Origin of the sequence: Cobetia sp. MM1IDA2H-1, from assembly GCF_002916775.2 — a bacterium.
Classification (GTDB): domain Bacteria; phylum Pseudomonadota; class Gammaproteobacteria; order Pseudomonadales; family Halomonadaceae; genus Cobetia; species Cobetia marina.
In genome coordinates this window covers 941165-956857 of record NZ_CM133225.1, presented here as the reverse complement: position 1 = coordinate 956857, position 15693 = coordinate 941165, and the positions used below count along the sequence as shown (strand labels likewise).

Below are 15693 nucleotides of genomic sequence, written 5' to 3'. Positions count from 1 at the left end.
GCATGCGCTCCTGTGCTCATGGCGCAAGCCAGTGAAGTCGCTCGTCTCACGCGAACGTCACAATACCATGTGGATGCGACCGGTGGCCTTGAGGTCACGGTGCAAGGCATCCAGCTGGTCGGTTCCGGTGGCTCGGATCACCACGCGGATGCTGCGATAGTTGCCGTTCTTGCTGTCCTGCCAGGTGATGGCCGTGGCGTCGAAGCCGGGCGCATGCACTTCCAGGACATTGCAGACCACTTCGACGAGATCTTCGGCGGCATTGCCGACGATCTTGAGGGAGAAATCGCAGGGGAATTCGATCTTGGGGGGTGTCTTCTCACCCGCTTTTGGCGTGTTGGCCATGGGAAAGCCCTTCCAGTGATTCTATTTCCGACCATTCTACTCAACAAAGGGCGATCCGTCAGCCGGATCGCCCTTCGTGAAAGACGCATCCCCGGGTTTCAGGGGCGCGTGGCGGGCACCGTCGCATCACCTTGCTCGCTGGCCAGGGCGGACGGCACCAGCCTCAGTTGAACAGGCCGTGGAAGAACAGCATCAGGGCGTCCCACAGACGCTTGAAGAGACCGCCCTGCTCGACTGATTCCAGGGCAACCAGCGGCTCTTCCGCCAGTACCTTGTCCTCAAGCTTGATCTGCAGGGTGCCGTACTGCTCGCCGACCTGCACCGGTGCCTTGATGGTGTCCTTCAGATCAAGACGGGCAGTCAGCTTGTCGGCCTGGCCACTCGGCAGGGTCAGATAGACTTCCTTGGCCATGCCAAGACGCACCTGATCCTTCTCGCCGCCCCAGACACGGGCCTGATTGAGCACGGCACCCTTGTCATAGAGCTTCTTGCTCTCGAAGTAGCGGAAGCCGTAGGTCAGGAGCTTCTGGGATTCCTGGGCACGCGCCTCTTCGGAGCTGGTGCCCATCACCACGCTGATCAGACGTGTGTCTTCCTTCTTGGCAGACGCCACCAGGCAGTAACCCGCTTCATCGGTATGACCGGTCTTCAGGCCGTCGACGTCCTTGTCACGCCACAGCAGCTTGTTGCGATTGGGCTGCTTGATGCCATTCCAGGTGAAGTACTTCTGGGAATAGATCTGATAGTGATCCGGATAGTCGCGGATGATGTGGCGCGCCAGAATCGCGAGATCATGTGCCGTGGAGTAGTGCTCCGCGTGCGGCAGACCGGTGGCGTTCATGTAATGGGTATTGTTCATGCCCAGACGCTTGGCGTGCTGGTTCATCAGGTCGGCGAAGGAGCCCTCGCTGCCGCCGATGTGCTCGGCAAGCGCGACGCTGGCGTCATTGCCTGACTGGATGATCACGCCATGCAGCAGATCATCGACCGAGACACTGGTGCCCTCGCGGATGAACATGCGCGAGCCGCCGGTCTTCCAGGCGTTGACGCTGATACGCACGTTCTCGTCCGGCGTCAGCTTGCCGTCATCGATTTCATTCTCGACCAGATAGGCCGTCATCATCTTGGTCAGACTTGCCGGCGGCAGACGCTTGTCGGCATTGTGCTCGACCAGGATGCGACCGGAATTGGCATCCATCAGAATCCAGGAGGACGCGGCCAGTTGCGGCGCCGCCGGAATCAGGGTGTCGGCCTCGATGGCCTGGGCCGGCGTGGAGGTGACGCTGGTCAGCAGCGCGATACCGCTGGCCGCCATCAGCCCGGCAAGACGGCGCCGCAATGGAAGAAGTCTGGCTTTCAGGGACATGTTGAAATCTCTTTGACACTCATGCGTTAGCCGGGGCACAAGCCCCGGCCATGTTGCACCCTCGTGGGATGCATGATGGATGCGCCAGATCACCGCCGCTAGCGCGGTGCCTGTACGCTGAAGGCGCCGGAGAAGCCGGCATCGGCGATCGCGGACTTGAGCGACTCGATACGCACGCTTTCTTCAAGCGGGCCAACCTGCACCTTGTAAAGATTGCCACTGCCCAGTACTCGGACCGGGCGATCAAGCGCCGCGCTGACGCGCTTGCTGATGCGGTCTGCCGTTTGCAGGTCACTGACCGCCGCCACCTGCAGGAAGCTGGCATCAGCGCCGCTGGCCGTGGTGTCGGTCGCGCGCGCCGCAGAGGCTACCACGGGCTTGGCGGCAACGCTCGTGCTGGACGTCTTCGCCGCCACGGAATCGCCGGTTGCGCCCATTTCCTCAAGCCCTGCGATGCCCTGCTCGCGACGCACCGCCTGACTGCGGGCCAGCAGGCGCTCGGACTCGGCCGTGCCATGGGTCGGGCTCGGCCCCGGCCGCCAGGTGCTGGCATCCAGCGTCTCGACGCGCACATGACCGGTACCATGGCCAAGCATGTCGAGACGCCACGCCGCACTGTAGGACAGGTCAATCAGGCGATCATCATGGAAGGGCCCACGATCGTTGACCTTGACGATGACCTGCTTGCCGTTGTCCAGATTGGTGATTCGCGCGTAGGTCGGCAGCGGCAGCGACTTGTGGGCCGCCGTCATGGTGTACATGTCATAGATCTCGCCGCTGGCGGTGGCGTAGCCATGGAACTTCTTGCCATACCAGGAGGCGGTACCTTCCGCCACGTAGCCGCGCGGGTCATCCATCACATGATAGGTCTTGCCCCACACCTCATACTCGCTGCGGTTGCCGCTGCGCGTATAGGGCTCGGGCTTCGGCACGGCATCCGGCACCGCGGAGACGTCCGGCGCGTCGTCGGGATAGGCATCCGAATCCATCTCGTAACGCCCATTCTTGCCCGCCTTCTTGCCCGTGCTCGGCGAAGCACCGTCGCTGACCGTGGTGCCACCACTGCTGGCACAACCGGCCAGCAGGGCAAGCGCCAACGTCAACGGCAGCGCGCGTGACCAGCTCATCCGGCACCCCCATCCTCGAGACGGCGCTTGATCGCCTGGGACAGCTCATTCACGGCCATCGCATACAGATGGCTGTGGTTGTAGCGAGTGATGACGTAGAAGTTGTCATAGCCCACGGCGTAGCGATACCCCTGCTTGAGGTCCAGCGCCAGCGGGATGATCTGGGTATTGCCTGCCACGCCACCCGCGACCTCGACCCCTGCCGCCTCAAGTGCCGAGACGCTCATGTAGGGCTTCTTGGTCTTGTTGAAGGTGACGGAAGACGGCGGAGTACCGGGGCCATCGGCTGCGCTGACGACCGGTGCACCGGCCTTCCAGCCGTGACGGGCGAAATAGTTGCCGACACTGCCGATGGCATCGACGGGGTTGTGCCACAGGTCCCGCACGCCATCGCCATCGAAATCGACGGCATAGGCCTGATAGCTGGTAGGGATGAACTGTGGGTAGCCCATCGCACCGGCATAGGATCCCTTGATGGAGAGCGGGTCGATGCCCTGCTCCAACGTCAGCTGCAGGAAGGCGGACAGCTCACCACGGAAGAACTTGCCACGACGCGGATGATCGAAGGCCAGCGTGGAGAGTGAGTCGATCACGCGGTGGGTGCCGGTGTGCTTGCCGAAGAAGGTCTCGACGCCAATGATGGCGGCGATGACTTCCGGCGGCACGCCATATTCGGCCTGGGCGCGATCGAAGGTCTCGCGATGCTCGGCGATGAACTTCACGCCGGCCTCGATGCGAGATTCCTTCATGAAGATGGCGCGGTACTGGTCCCAGCGCAGGTGCCCTTCCGCCGGGCGCGACATGGCATCCAGCACTTTCTGGCTGTAATCGGCCTGATTCATCAGCTCGGTCACGCGAGCGCGATCCAGCCCCTTGGCCACCAGCTCATCCACCAGCTTGGCCGTCTCCGGGTGAGTTGCGGGAGCAAAGCCATCCGGCGCCGCCATGGCCGCCCCTGACATGCCCAGCAACGGCGCGATCATCAGGGCTGCGCCCCAGTGCTTCAGACGCCGCCCACGTGCGTTAATCACCGTCATCGACTCTCTCCTTGCCTGTCTGCGGGCGTCGGCCCGCGAATGTCCTTGCCATCCGGTAGCTGCAAAGGCCGCGTCAACGCGACAGCAGGCGCCGGTGGGTATGAATGCTCATGAGAATACCGAAGCCCGCCAGCAAGGTCACGCTGGAGGTCCCACCATAACTGACCAGCGGCAGCGGAACGCCCACCACCGGGAGAATGCCTGACACCATGCCGATGTTGACGAATACATAGACGAAGAAGGTCAGGATGATGGCTCCCCCTGTCAGGCGCGCGAAGCTGTCCTGACCATGGTTGGCCATCACCAGCCCGCGCAGCACGATCAACACGTAGAGGGCGAGGAAGAAACTCATGCCCAGAAGCCCGAGCTCCTCCCCGATCACCGCGACGATGAAGTCGGTATGCCGCTCAGGCAGAAATTCAAGCTGCGATTGGGTCCCCAGGGTATAGCCCTTGCCCAGCAAGCCTCCGGAGCCGATGGCGGTCTTGGACTGGATGATGTTCCAGCCGGCTCCCAGCGGGTCGGACTCCGGATTCAGGAAGGTCAGCACACGCCGGCGTTGATAGTCATGCATCACCATCCACAGAAGCGGCAGCGCCGAGGCGATCAACGCCCCGAAGAAGGCGATCAGTTTCCAGGAGAGTCCCGCCAGCAGGATGACGAAGACCCCGGCCGCCGCGACCAGCAGCGAGGTTCCCAGATCCGGCTGCCGGGCGATCAGCAGCACCGGCGTGACGATGATCACCCCACAGATGACCAGATCGCGCCAGCGTGGCGGCAGCGGCCGCTGCCCCAGCCAGCAGGCGACCATCATCGGCATCGCCAGCTTCATGAGCTCCGACGGCTGGAAGCGCACGACGCCGGGAATCACCAGCCAGCGCTGGGCCCCCATCCCGACATCCCCCAGTACCTCCACCGCCACCAGCATCAGGAAACCGCCGCCGTAGGCGACAGGTGCCCAGCGGTACAGCGTGCTCGGAGAGAGCTGCGCCAGGCCGATCATGACCCCCAGCGCCAACGCCTGACGTGACGCCTGGCGCAGCGTGAAATCGATATCCTGACCGCTGGCGCTGTAGAGCACGATCAGACCGCACCCCAGCACGATCAGCAGCAACAGCAGCAGCCAGGGGTCCAGATGGATCCGCTCCCACAGACTGGTGCGACGCCGGCGATTGAGCTCGCCTCCCACGCTGCGCATCGAGCGCTGATAATCAGTCGGCATCATTGACTCCTGCAGGGGTTGCGCTCTGCTCGGACTGCGCCGCCGTCTCTTCCAGGGCCGCCGCCAGCGTCAGGGCGGCATCACGGGCGACAGGATCAATGCGCGGCAACAACCAGTAATCCGTGATGGCACGTGCCATGGGGCCGGCCACCGAGCTTCCGCCCTGACCGTTCTCCACCACCACGGACACGGCGATCTCGGGATTCTCGACCGGCGCGAACGCCGCAAACAGGGCATGGTCGCGCAGACGCTCCGCCAGCTCGTGACCGTTGTACTTCTGGTCCTGCCCCAGGGTGAAGACCTGCGCTGTACCGGACTTGCCGGCCATGCGATATTTGAGCCCGGGACCGACGTACTTGCGCGCCGTGCCCTCGCGGCCATTGACCACGTCCTCAAGCGCGCCGATGACCTCGTCCCACCAGGCAGGATTCTCCACCACCACGTCAGGCTTCTCTTCGCTGCGCGGCAACAGCACCGTCTCATCGCCGATGCGCTTGGCCAGATGAGGCGTCACATGCCGGCCACGATTGGCCAGCACCGCCTCGGCGGAGGCGAGCTGCAGGGGCGTCGTCAACCAGTAGCCCTGGCCGATCCCGATGGAGATGGTCTCGCCGGGATACCAGGGCTTGTCGTAGCGATTGCGCTTCCATTCCTTGGACGGCATCAACCCCGGCAAGGCACCCTGCACGTCCAGCGCGGTCTGCTCACCGAACCCGAACTTGTGCATGTACTCGCTGATGCGATCGATGCCCAGTCGATAGGCGACATTGTAGAAGTAGGTGTCATTGGAGACGGCGATACCGCGCCGCATGTTGACCCGTCCATGCCCCCAGCGCAGCCAGTTGCGATACTTGTGGCTGTCATTGGGCAGCTGGAAATACCCCGGGTCGAAGAAGGTGGTCTGCGGCGTGATGACGCCATTGTCCAGCCCCGCCAGCGACATGAAGGGCTTGACCGTCGAGGCAGGCGGATACTGTCCACGTATCGCCCGATTGAACAGCGGCAGGTCGATGTCGGACTGCAACGCACGGTAACTCTTGACGCTGATGCCGGTGACGAACTCGTTGGAATCAAAGCCCGGCACCGAGGCCATGGCGAGGATCTCGCCGCTTTCCGGCTCGATGGCCACGATCGCCCCACGGCGCCCCTTGAGCAGTCGATAGGCCAGATCCTGCAGGCCACGGTCGATGGTCAGCGTCAAGTCCTTGCCGGGCTGCGGGTCGATACGCGACAGCTCACGCAGCACGCGGCCGCGCGCATTGGTTTCCACCTTGCGCAGCCCGGCCTGACCATGCAGCGCCTCTTCATAGAAGCGCTCGATCCCGGTCTTGCCGATGAAGTGCGTTCCCGAATAGTTGCCCTTGTCGAGGGTCTTGAGCTCCGCCTGGTTGATGCGCCCGACATAGCCCAGCGTGTGCGAGAGCGGCTTGGCATCCGGGTAGTAACGCAGCAGCTGGGCCTCGACCTCGACACCCGGCAGGCGATAGCGATTGACCGCCAGACGCGCGATCTGCTCCTGGCTCAGTTCACTCATCAACAGGGCTGGCTGATAGGGGCGCTGTCGCTGACGCGAGCGTTCCTTGAAGTCTTCGATTTCATCAGGGGGGAGATCGAGAATCTCGACCAGACGCTCAAGCGTCGTCTCCAGATCACCGGCGCGTTCGCGCACGATGGTCAGGTTGTAATTGGGGCGATTCTCGGCAAGCAGACGACCGTTGCGGTCATAGATCAGGCCGCGCGTCGGCGGCAGGGGTTCGACACGCACACGGTTCTTGTCCGAGCGCGTGGTATAGATATCGTGTTCCACGACCTGAAGAAAGACCAGCCGTGCCAGCAGGCAACCGGCCAGCACCAGCACCAGGCCGGCGGCCACGATACTGCGAAGGCGAAAGATCCGCACTTCCTGTTGGGGATTCTTGATCGTCGCCCGGCGTTGGCGCATGGCGGGTCTCGCAACTCGTGTCTTGTCGCAAGCGGCAGGCGCTTAACGGTGATAAGGATGCCCGACCAGCAGTGTCCAGGCGCGGTAGAGCTGCTCCGCCAATACGATGCGCACCAGCGGGTGCGGCAGGGTCAGCGCGGAGAGCGACCAGCGCTGATCCGCGCGGGCCAGCAGGCGTGGATCGAGCCCGTCAGGACCGCCGATCAGGATGGCCACATCGCGACCGCCCAGGCGCCAGTCATCGGCGTGCTGAGCCAGCTGCTCCGTGCTCCACGACTTACCTAGGACATCAAGGGCGACAACATGTTCATTTCCCTTGAGTTTTTCCAGCATCCGATCACCTTCACTGGCCATGGCACGGGCAATGTCCGCGTTCTTGCCACGGTTTCCGGGCGCCAGTTCGATGAATTCGAGGGAAAAGTCTCTTGGCATGCGCTTGAGATATTCCCGGCTACCCTTCTCCACCCAGTCAGGCATCTTCTGCCCGACCGCCAGTACTCGGATCTTCATGTCCTGTCCCGTGTCGTCAGTGGCCAACGGGCATGCCCGCTGACCCTCTCCTTCCGTCCAACCACCACGGGCCCGCCCTGCCAGCATGCTGCCCGCAACCGGCGCCGGTGGCACCGCCGTGCCGCATCACTCCGCCTCTTGAGGCAGGCAAGAGCGGAATCAGCTGCGCTGTTCGAACTCTTCGCTCGTCTCGCGGGGCAGATCGCTCCACAGGCGCTCGAGGTCATACAGGGCACGGGTTTCGGCCAGCATGACGTGGACGACGACATCGCCCAGATCCAGCAACACCCAGTCGGAACCGTTGTCGCCTTCGCAACCCAGCGGCTTGACGCCGGCTTCTTTCACCGTGACCTGCACATTGTTGGCCAGAGCGGCGATATGACGGCTGGAAGTCCCCGTCGCGATCACCATGACATCGGTGACGCTGGTCAGCTTGGAGACATCGATCTCGCTGATTTCCTGGGCCTTGAGGTCGTCAAGGGCGTCGATCACCAGGTTTTTAAGAGCTTCGGTCTGCATGATTCCTCGGAAGTTTGTTCGGCAGGGGGCGCATTCTACCCGTTGGTGATGCGCTCGCCTATGGGCATCGTCAATCTACGCGTCACGAACCCTCACTCACAGGGCGGGCAGTAAAGCGACCGGGCCTCGATATGGCGGATGACCGTCTCGGGCAGCAGGTAGCGCACGCTATCCCCCAGCGCAAGCCGCTCGCGTACGAAGGTCGCGCTGATCGCCATGCGGGTCGGCAATGACAACCGCAGCAACAGGCCGCCGGGACGCGCCATCAGCTCGGCCACCGTCTGCACTTCCCGCCCCTCGATCAAGGCCTTCAACGCCTCTGGCAGAGGAGCATCATGATCAGGGCGCTCGATCACCACGACATGGGCATCATCGAACAATCGCTCGGCGGCATGCCATTCGCCAAGCTTGAGAAAGGCATCATGGCCGATGGCCATCACCAGCCGCGCCTGAGGGCCATATTCGCCGCGCAGGCTCGCCAGGGTGTCGGCACTGTAGGACGGCCCATCCCGGAAAAGCTCGCGGGCGTCCGCCTTGAGCCCCGGCTCACCGGCAATCGCGGCCTCCAGCATGGCCAGACGCTCCTCGCTGCTCACTCCGGGTGCGGCACGATGTGGCGGCTGATGGCAGGGAATCATCAACACATGATCCAGGCCCAGCGCCTCACGCAGTTCGATGGCGCTGCGAAGGTGCCCGTGGTGTACCGGGTCGAAGGTGCCCCCGAGCATCGCCACCCGGGGGACCGGCCTGAGACAGCCCTCGAAGCCGGGCTGTGGCTTCTCGTCAGGCAGAGTGTCGCAGGCCTCCCCACCCGGCTGTGCGGCGGGTTCGCGCTGCGCGGCGTCGCCGTCGACATTCAGCGGGCGCTGGCTATCGTCCAGCGCCCGTGGCGATGCGCTGACCGAGGAAGGGTCTGGAGATCTCACTGACGAATCTGCCCATCGCCGAACACGACATACTTGCGTGTGGTGAGCCCTTCCAGCCCCACGGGCCCGCGAGCGTGCAGCTTGTCGGTGGAAATGCCGATCTCGGCACCCAATCCGTATTCGAAGCCATCGGCAAAGCGGGTGGAGGCATTGACCATCACGGAGCTGGAATCCACTTCGGCCATGAACCGACGCGCCAGCGCATAGTTGTCGGTGATGATGGCTTCGGTATGCCCGGAGCTGTGACGCTCGATATGCGCCATCGCCGCTTCCACGCCCTCGACGACCCGAATCGCCAGAATCGGTGCCAGATACTCGGTATCCCAGTCCTGATCCGTGGCGGCCACGGCCTCGGACAGGATGTCACAGGTGCGTTCACAGCCACGAATCTCGACCTCATGGACCGCCAGACGCTCGGCGATGCGCGGCAGCACCTCGGCCGCGACAGCCACATCCACCAGCAGGGTCTCCATGGTGTTGCAGGTACCGTAACGGTGCGTCTTGGCGTTCTCGGCGATGCTCACCGCCATGTCGAGATCTGCCGTGGCGTCGATATAGACGTGGCAGATACCGTCGAGATGCTTGATGACCGGCACACGCGCCTCATTGGTGATGCGCTCGACCAGACTCTTGCCCCCACGCGGGATGATGACATCGACGTACTCGGGCATCGCGATCAGACGGCCCACCGCGGCACGGTCCGTGGTGGCCACCACCTGCACCGCCGTCGCCGGCAGCCCGGCCGCCACCAGCGCCTCGCGGATGATCTCACCCAGCGCACGGTTGCTGGACGCCGCTTCGGAACCACCACGCAGGATGCAGGCATTGCCGGACTTGAGGCACAGGCTGGCGGCTTCGATGGTGACGTTGGGCCGTGATTCGAAGATGATGCCGATCACGCCCAGCGGCACACGCATGTGACCGACCTGGATGCCGCTGGGGCGGTATTTCAGGCCATCGATCTCACCGACCGGGTCCGGCAGGGCCGCGACCTGCTCGAGCCCCTCGATCATGGCGTCGATACGCGCCGGCGTGAGGGCGAGGCGGTCGACCATCGCCTCCGACAGGCCATTGTCACGCGCTCGCGTCAGGTCATCGGCGTTGGCGGCGGTCAGTGACTCGCGGCGCTCGTCGATCAGTCGCGCCATGATCTGCAGCGCCCGGTTCTTGAGGCCGCTGTCGACACGACGCATCACCACGCTCGCTGCGCGGGCATCGCCGCCCAGACCGTTCATGTAAGCCACGACGTCCGTGGTGTCGTGCTTGCCCAGCTCGCTCATGTGCCTTGTCTCATTCGTAGAAAGATGTAGGAAAGTGCCTTCCGCCCGCTCTGGCGCCTGTGGATCAGCCGAGGGAGGGGCGAAGCGAAAGCGCCGGATCACCTCGACACTTCGGAAAATCATGGTTTGGGGTATGCTGGCCCGTATCAGCGCCTGGCAGAGCCGGGACAGGCAGGCGGCATCACGCTCGCACATCCTGTCATGGCATGGCTCAATGCGCTGCGCCCCATTCGACCGGGGAGTCTGGTCGGATTCATGTCATCCACGGGAAAGGTGCCAATATAAGTCACCATGGAGATCAAGTTCAAAGTCCGGGTCAGTCAGTTCATCTGTCTGCTCGGCTCTGTGCTGTTGCTGCTGGAAGCGGCGCGCCAGATCAGCCTCGCCCTGACCATCACCGGACTGCTGCTGGCCATCGGCGGCACCTTGCTGCTGGTGGTCTCCCTGGCGCACGAACTCTTCACGCTGGGCTGGTTCCGGACCACGGCCATGCTCAGCGTGGCGGTGATCATGGCGCTGCTGGTGCTGCTGGCACCCGAGCAGCACATGATGTGGCTATGGGGGTTTGCCGTGCTGCTGCTCTATCCGCGCCCCGCGTGGCTGGCGCCGGCCTGCGCCATCATCGGGCTGATCACCACCTGGCTGGCACTCACGCCGCTGGGCAGTGACTGGCTGAGCCTTGGCATCGGCATCACGGCCACCTTGATGGCGCTGGGCGCCATCGCCGGGCAGCGTCAGCAGGAGGTCTGGCGTCAGCTGGAACGGCGCGGTCGCCGTGACGCGAATCGTGCCATCTGGTCACAATACCAGCTGCTCCGGGATCTGCCGCGCGAAATTTCCCGGGCAGATCGTGAAGGCATCCACATCGAGCTGATCCTGCTGGAGCCAGCCACGCCCACCTGCCTCACGCGTCGCCGTCTGCTGAATACGCTGGACAGCGCGGCGCTGCCCCATGAGACACGCTATCAGCTTGACGACGGCTGCCTAGCGTTGCTGTTGGTGGCACGCAGCGAACACGCCGCCAACCTGCGGCGGCGTCAGCTCATGGAGCATCTCGCCATGCCAGTGCGGGCGCGGGTCCAGCCGCTGAACGATACCGAGGCCGACCATCTCGACCTGCAGGCGGCGAGCGCCAACCTCAGCGAGGAGCGCGAGCCGATCACTCACCTGCCCGCGCTCCCCTCCCGAAAGGCGGCACTCGCCGACACCCACCAGGCGGAGGCTGAAGACTGATGTCCTCGTCAACGACGGCCACGCGCGCCAGAGAGCGCCGCCGGCTGGCCAATCGCAAGACCCTGATCATGCTGCTGGCGACCCTGGTGCTGGCCACCTACGCGCTCTGGCGTTATCTGGTCGGGGACTACTCCCACATCCTGACACCGGTGCTGGCCACCTTGCTGATGGGGATCGCGACCGCTCTGCACCTCCTGGATGAAGAGCAGCCACTTCCCGCCTATCTGGCGCTGATTGGCGGTTATCTGATGCTGGCGCTGGAGGCCCCCAGCGCGCACATCGGAATGTCGCTGTGGCTGGGATTGCCGAGCATCCTGACACTGCTGCTGCTGCCATTGGCGCCGGCGATGCTCTTGAACGTGGTACTGGCCCCGCTGTGGCTATGGCTGCTGGGTCAGCCGGATGACAACTTCGGCGAGGTACTGCGCTATGTCTGCCTGCTGCTGGTCGCCAGCCAGCCCTTCGTGATCAACAACCTGCAGTCAGGTGTCATGCGCATGACCGCCAGCGAGGAAGTCGAGTGCAATGCCTACAATGCGCGCACCGGCCAGCAGCGGCTGACCAGCGAGGCCGCACGCGCCAGTGCGCTGGAGCAGCCGTTGAGCATCCTGGTCATCTACCTGCCGCAGCTGGAGATGCTCGGTGAGCAATTCGGGGAAGACCGCCGCATCGAGTGTCTCTCCTCGGCCTGCGATGTCATGCAGGGCATCTCGCGTCAGGGCGATCTGCTGTGTCGCAGTGACAAGGCCACGTTCTGGCTGATGCTCCCCAATACCGGCGAGGCCGGCGCCCTGATCATGCGTGAACGCCTGACAGCCGCCCTGGCGGCGACGACACAGCCCGAGACCGGCTCGATCATCGCTCACGCTCGTCTCGTCAACTACAAGGCGGGCGACACGGTACAGAAACTCGAACAACGCCTGCTGGCCGCCCAACTCACCCTGATGGACCTCAATGAATGAGCAACACCCTTGCCACACTGACTCACTGGCTGGACCCCACTTCCCTGATGGCCACGCTGAGCGAGCACCCCGTGGCGCTGATTGTCATCATCGGCTTCATCTCCCTGCTCGAATCCCTCGCCATCGTCGGCCTGCTGGTCCCCGGTGTGGTCATGCTGACGGCCGGCGCCTCGCTGGCGGGGCATCTTGAGCTTTCCCTGCCACTGGTGCTGCTTTCCGGTGCGCTGGGGGCCGTGATCGGCGATGGCGTGAGCTTCTGGCTCGGCGTCCATCATCGGGATCAGTTACCGCAGCGCTGGCCCTTCTCGCGCCACCCCGAATGGATCGAACACGGTCAGCGCTTCTTCCATCGCCATGGCAGCTGGTCGATCGCCTTCGGGCGTTTCGTCGGCCCGGTACGCCCGATCATCCCGCTGGTCGCGGGCATGCTGGACATGCCGGCCTCGCGCTTCTTCATGGTCAATGGTCTCTCGGCACTGGCGTGGTCACCCGCCTATCTGTTGCCGGGCTACCTGCTGGGCCAGACCTGGCAATCACTGTTCACGCTGCCACCGGGCGCCAACGGCCTGCTGATCGGCCTGGCCAGCGGCCTGATCGCCTGCGCCTTTGCCTTCTCCTTTCTGCGCCGCCAGCTGGGCCGCGAAGGCCGCCTCTATCACTGGCTGGCGCGCCGCATGCGTCGCTCGGCATCCGGCCGTCGCCTGTGGTGGCAGCTGCGCCACCCCGACCCGGAAGGCGAGTTCCCGCTGGCCTCGATGGCACTGCTGGTCTTTGCCGTCATCAGCGTGCCCGCGATGAGTCTGGCGGCACTCGCTCACCCCGGGCCCTGGCAGATCGACGTCGTCGCGGCCTCGCTCGCCGACAGACTCCACACCCTGCTGCCCGAGAACCTTCTGCACCAGGCCAGCCTGTGGCTGTCGCAGCTCGGCGATGGCATGGGGCTCGCGGCACTCGTGGCGCCCTGGCTCGTGTGGCTGGCACTCACGCGCCGCCATGCGATATGGATCCATCTGAGCGCCGCCTGGGTCGGCATCGCCTGCGCCAATACCGTGCTCAAGTATCTGATCCAGCGCCCCCGTCCGGACACTCCCGCCTTCCTCGAGGGCTCGATGTCGTTCCCCAGTGCCCACACGGCCGGTGCCGTCGCGGTATTCGGCCTGGCAGCCGCCTTCATCGCCGAACGGCAACCCTCTCCACGCCGACGCTGGATCTACTGGAGCGCCATCATCGCCTGTAGCGTGATCGGGCTGTCTCGCATCTTCCTCGGCGTGCACTATCTGAGCGATATCCTGGGCGGCGCCTGCCTGGGACTGCTGTCGTGTGCTCTGGTGCGCATCAGCTACCCTGCCTTCGTCCAGCAACCCTGCCCCTCGCCGACCGCCCCCGTGGTGTGGTTGAGCCTGGCGAGTCTGGGTCTGCTGACGGCGCGCCTGCTGTGGCTGCCGCTCTAGCCCGTCATTCACGATCGACCCTCAAGGTGATCGCTGCACGTCATCACCACCACCTTCGCTTTCTGCCCAAGAGGATACCCATGCCCGGTCCTGCCGCTCCCCCTGCCAACCAGCCCCAGGCGCTCATGTCGATTCATCTCGGCATCGCGCTGCTCGGCGGCACGGCGCTGTTCTCGAAGGGCCTGCCACTCTCGGCGCTCGACATCACCACCTGGCGCAGCCTGCTGGCCGGCCTGTTCCTTCTGTGGATCGCACGGCTGAAGTGGCAGGTCTCGCTGCGCCTGAGCGGCCGCGACTGGGCGCTGGTGGGCGTGGCCGCGGCGTTGATGGCCGCTCACTGGGTCAGCTACTTCCACGCGATGCAGGTCTCGTCCGTGGCCACCGGCATGCTGGCACTGTTCACCTACCCCATCTTCATCGTGCTGCTGGAACCCTGGGTGGAGGGCACGCGCCTGAAAGCCGGGGATCTGGCGGCGGCAGGGCTGGTGTGCATCGGCGTCTGGCTGCTGGTTCCCGGCGGCGACAGCAGCGCGCAGGGCGATAGCCTGGCGGGAGTGTTGTGGGGCGTGTTCTCGGGCCTGCTGTTCGCGGCGCGCAATCTGCTGGTGCGCTATCGTCTCAGCCACCTCAACCCGGTGCTGTCGATGAGCCTGCAGGCGCTGGGCGTGGTGGTGCTGACATTGCCGTTCGCCTCCGGCGAGATCATGGACGCAAGCCCGGGAACAGGCATCGCCATGCTGGTACTGGCCGTCGTGTTCACGGCCACCCCCCATGCCCTGATGACCTTCGCCCTGGGCGGCCTCAGGGCCAAGACCGTCGGCATGATCGGCTGTCTGCAGCCGGTGTATGGGGTGCTGCTTGCCTGGTTGATTCTCGGCGAGGCCCCCACCTGGATGACGATGGTGGGCGGCAGTTTCATCGTGGCGGCGGCGGCACTGGAGACCCTGCGACGCAATTGACTCGCACACCACCGTTGAGACAGCTGCCGGCGTTGCGCCAGCCGCCCCGATAGTCCCCGTCGTCGCGGTTGCTCCAGCCGGCGAACACACGAAGGCCCGCCATTGGCGGGCCTTCGTGTGTTCGGGGTGTGTCGGTCAGCGCCTTGGCATGCCGAGGTCAGCCGGTGGCGAGCCAGATGCCTACGCCGACCATCAGGGTCCCCGCGACCCGGTTCATGAGCCGCACGCGCGAACCACGACCGAGCCAGCGCGCCAGTCCACTGCCGCCACCGGCATACAGCATCAGACAGCTGAATTCGAGCGTGAGAATGATGCCCACCAGCGCCACCAGCTGTGGCGTCATCGGCAGGCTCGCGTCCAGAAACGGTGGCAGCAGCGCGATGAAGAACGCCCAGCCCTTGGGATTGGCGATGGCGGTGACGAAGCCCTGTGCCGCCAATGTCCGCCGCGAGGCGCGTGGTGCAGCACTGGCCTCGCCCACGGCCCCCAGCGCCAGGCGCCCCCGCGAGCGCCACATCTGGATGCCGAGCCACACCAGATAGGCGCCCCCGGCCAGCTTGAAGGCCGAGAACACCAGCGGATAGCGCAGCATGATGGTCGCGACCCCGATCACGGCCGAGACCGCCACCAGCCCGACCCCCAGCAGCTCGCCCACCATCATCCACAGGGTGCGGCGCACCCCTTGCGTCATCCCCAGGGTCATGGCCAGCGTCATGCACATGCCCGGTGTCAGCGACACCAGAAAGAAGGTCGGCACGAACACCGACAACAATGACCAATTCAGCATTCCCTGCTCTCCCTGCACAATCCGATG

General features: G+C 64.6%; 15 protein-coding genes. 4 read left to right on the top strand and 11 right to left on the bottom strand.

The window, feature by feature from the left end; genetic code table 11:
• Positions 1–57: 57 nt before the first annotated feature.
• The 10 genes from BOH68_RS04110 to BOH68_RS04065 all read right to left on the bottom strand — a co-directional run bounded on the left by BOH68_RS04110 (position 58) and on the right by BOH68_RS04065 (position 10274).
• Positions 58–345, bottom strand: coding sequence for an HP0495 family protein (locus BOH68_RS04110; RefSeq protein WP_077371930.1), 288 nt, complete (start codon positions 343–345; stop codon positions 58–60).
• Between the two features lie 163 nt (positions 346–508).
• On the bottom strand, positions 509–1711 hold the full coding sequence (locus tag BOH68_RS04105; RefSeq protein ID WP_077371926.1) for a D-alanyl-D-alanine carboxypeptidase family protein: 1203 nt from the start codon (positions 1709–1711) through the stop codon (positions 509–511).
• A 98-nt stretch (positions 1712–1809) separates the two neighbouring features.
• Positions 1810–2838, bottom strand: coding sequence for a septal ring lytic transglycosylase RlpA family protein (locus BOH68_RS04100; RefSeq protein ID WP_077371923.1), 1029 nt, complete (start codon positions 2836–2838; stop codon positions 1810–1812).
• Entirely contained in the window at positions 2835–3875 is a 1041-nt protein-coding gene (gene mltB / locus BOH68_RS04095; RefSeq protein ID WP_077371920.1) for a lytic murein transglycosylase B, read from the bottom strand. Before mltB ends, BOH68_RS04100 begins: the two co-directional genes overlap by 4 nt.
• Positions 3876–3948: 73 nt before the next feature.
• Positions 3949–5100 carry a rod shape-determining protein RodA gene (gene rodA / locus BOH68_RS04090; RefSeq protein WP_371861119.1) on the bottom strand — a complete coding sequence of 384 codons (1152 nt, stop codon included), beginning with the start codon at positions 5098–5100 and terminating at the stop codon, positions 3949–3951.
• A complete protein-coding gene (mrdA, locus tag BOH68_RS04085; RefSeq protein WP_077371915.1) occupies positions 5087–7039 on the bottom strand; it encodes a penicillin-binding protein 2 in 1953 nt (650 codons plus the stop codon). Before mrdA ends, rodA begins: the two co-directional genes overlap by 14 nt.
• A gap of 42 nt (positions 7040–7081) precedes the next feature.
• Positions 7082–7549 carry a 23S rRNA (pseudouridine(1915)-N(3))-methyltransferase RlmH gene (gene rlmH / locus BOH68_RS04080; protein WP_077371912.1) on the bottom strand — a complete coding sequence of 156 codons (468 nt, stop codon included), beginning with the start codon at positions 7547–7549 and terminating at the stop codon, positions 7082–7084.
• Positions 7550–7708: 159 nt separating this feature from the next.
• Complete coding sequence (gene rsfS / locus BOH68_RS04075) at positions 7709–8068, bottom strand: ribosome silencing factor (protein WP_077371908.1); 360 nt, start codon at positions 8066–8068, stop codon at positions 7709–7711.
• 92 nt (positions 8069–8160) lie between these two features.
• Positions 8161–8796 carry a nicotinate-nucleotide adenylyltransferase gene (nadD, locus tag BOH68_RS04070; RefSeq protein WP_077371905.1) on the bottom strand — a complete coding sequence of 212 codons (636 nt, stop codon included), beginning with the start codon at positions 8794–8796 and terminating at the stop codon, positions 8161–8163.
• A gap of 194 nt (positions 8797–8990) precedes the next feature.
• On the bottom strand, positions 8991–10274 hold the full coding sequence (locus BOH68_RS04065; protein WP_077371902.1) for a glutamate-5-semialdehyde dehydrogenase: 1284 nt from the start codon (positions 10272–10274) through the stop codon (positions 8991–8993).
• 291 nt (positions 10275–10565) lie between these two features.
• Here BOH68_RS04065 and BOH68_RS04060 point away from each other — a divergent pair, with 291 nt between their 5' ends.
• From BOH68_RS04060 to BOH68_RS04045, 4 genes are all read left to right on the top strand, one after another.
• Positions 10566–11507, top strand: a complete 942-nt coding sequence (locus BOH68_RS04060; RefSeq protein WP_077371899.1) for a hypothetical protein — start codon at positions 10566–10568, stop codon at positions 11505–11507.
• Positions 11507–12469: a diguanylate cyclase domain-containing protein gene (locus BOH68_RS04055; protein WP_077371896.1), complete on the top strand. Its 963-nt coding sequence runs from the start codon at positions 11507–11509 to the stop codon at positions 12467–12469. The genes BOH68_RS04060 and BOH68_RS04055 overlap by 1 nt, the downstream gene beginning before the upstream one ends.
• Positions 12466–13920: a bifunctional DedA family/phosphatase PAP2 family protein gene (locus BOH68_RS04050; RefSeq protein WP_258038151.1), complete on the top strand. Its 1455-nt coding sequence runs from the start codon at positions 12466–12468 to the stop codon at positions 13918–13920. The genes BOH68_RS04055 and BOH68_RS04050 overlap by 4 nt, the downstream gene beginning before the upstream one ends.
• 80 nt (positions 13921–14000) lie before the next feature.
• Entirely contained in the window at positions 14001–14879 is an 879-nt protein-coding gene (locus BOH68_RS04045; RefSeq protein ID WP_077371893.1) for a DMT family transporter, read from the top strand.
• Positions 14880–15036: 157 nt separating this feature from the next.
• On the opposite strand, the gene BOH68_RS04040 is transcribed toward BOH68_RS04045, so the two are convergent.
• On the bottom strand, positions 15037–15666 hold the full coding sequence (locus tag BOH68_RS04040; protein WP_077371890.1) for a LysE family translocator: 630 nt from the start codon (positions 15664–15666) through the stop codon (positions 15037–15039).
• Positions 15667–15693: the final 27 nt, after the last annotated feature.

What these genes read in the sequence shown, in the direction of transcription:
- BOH68_RS04110 (WP_077371930.1), bottom strand. Translation starts at nt 345, where the DNA reads ATGGCCAACACGCCAAAAGCGGGTGAGAAGACACCCCCCAAGATCGAA.
- BOH68_RS04100 (WP_077371923.1), bottom strand. Translation starts at nt 2,838, where the DNA reads ATGAGCTGGTCACGCGCGCTGCCGTTGACGTTGGCGCTTGCCCTGCTG.
- mltB (WP_077371920.1), bottom strand. Translation starts at nt 3,875, where the DNA reads ATGACGGTGATTAACGCACGTGGGCGGCGTCTGAAGCACTGGGGCGCA.
- mrdA (WP_077371915.1), bottom strand. Translation starts at nt 7,039, where the DNA reads ATGCGCCAACGCCGGGCGACGATCAAGAATCCCCAACAGGAAGTGCGG.
- BOH68_RS04060 (WP_077371899.1), top strand. Translation starts at nt 10,566, where the DNA reads ATGGAGATCAAGTTCAAAGTCCGGGTCAGTCAGTTCATCTGTCTGCTC.
- BOH68_RS04105 (WP_077371926.1), bottom strand. Translation starts at nt 1,711, where the DNA reads ATGTCCCTGAAAGCCAGACTTCTTCCATTGCGGCGCCGTCTTGCCGGG.
- rlmH (WP_077371912.1), bottom strand. Translation starts at nt 7,549, where the DNA reads ATGAAGATCCGAGTACTGGCGGTCGGGCAGAAGATGCCTGACTGGGTG.
- nadD (WP_077371905.1), bottom strand. Translation starts at nt 8,796, where the DNA reads ATGCTCGGGGGCACCTTCGACCCGGTACACCACGGGCACCTTCGCAGC.
- BOH68_RS04045 (WP_077371893.1), top strand. Translation starts at nt 14,001, where the DNA reads ATGCCCGGTCCTGCCGCTCCCCCTGCCAACCAGCCCCAGGCGCTCATG.
- BOH68_RS04040 (WP_077371890.1), bottom strand. Translation starts at nt 15,666, where the DNA reads ATGCTGAATTGGTCATTGTTGTCGGTGTTCGTGCCGACCTTCTTTCTG.
- rodA (WP_371861119.1), bottom strand. Translation starts at nt 5,100, where the DNA reads ATGATGCCGACTGATTATCAGCGCTCGATGCGCAGCGTGGGAGGCGAG.
- BOH68_RS04050 (WP_258038151.1), top strand. Translation starts at nt 12,466, where the DNA reads ATGAGCAACACCCTTGCCACACTGACTCACTGGCTGGACCCCACTTCC.
- BOH68_RS04055 (WP_077371896.1), top strand. Translation starts at nt 11,507, where the DNA reads ATGTCCTCGTCAACGACGGCCACGCGCGCCAGAGAGCGCCGCCGGCTG.
- rsfS (WP_077371908.1), bottom strand. Translation starts at nt 8,068, where the DNA reads ATGCAGACCGAAGCTCTTAAAAACCTGGTGATCGACGCCCTTGACGAC.
- BOH68_RS04065 (WP_077371902.1), bottom strand. Translation starts at nt 10,274, where the DNA reads ATGAGCGAGCTGGGCAAGCACGACACCACGGACGTCGTGGCTTACATG.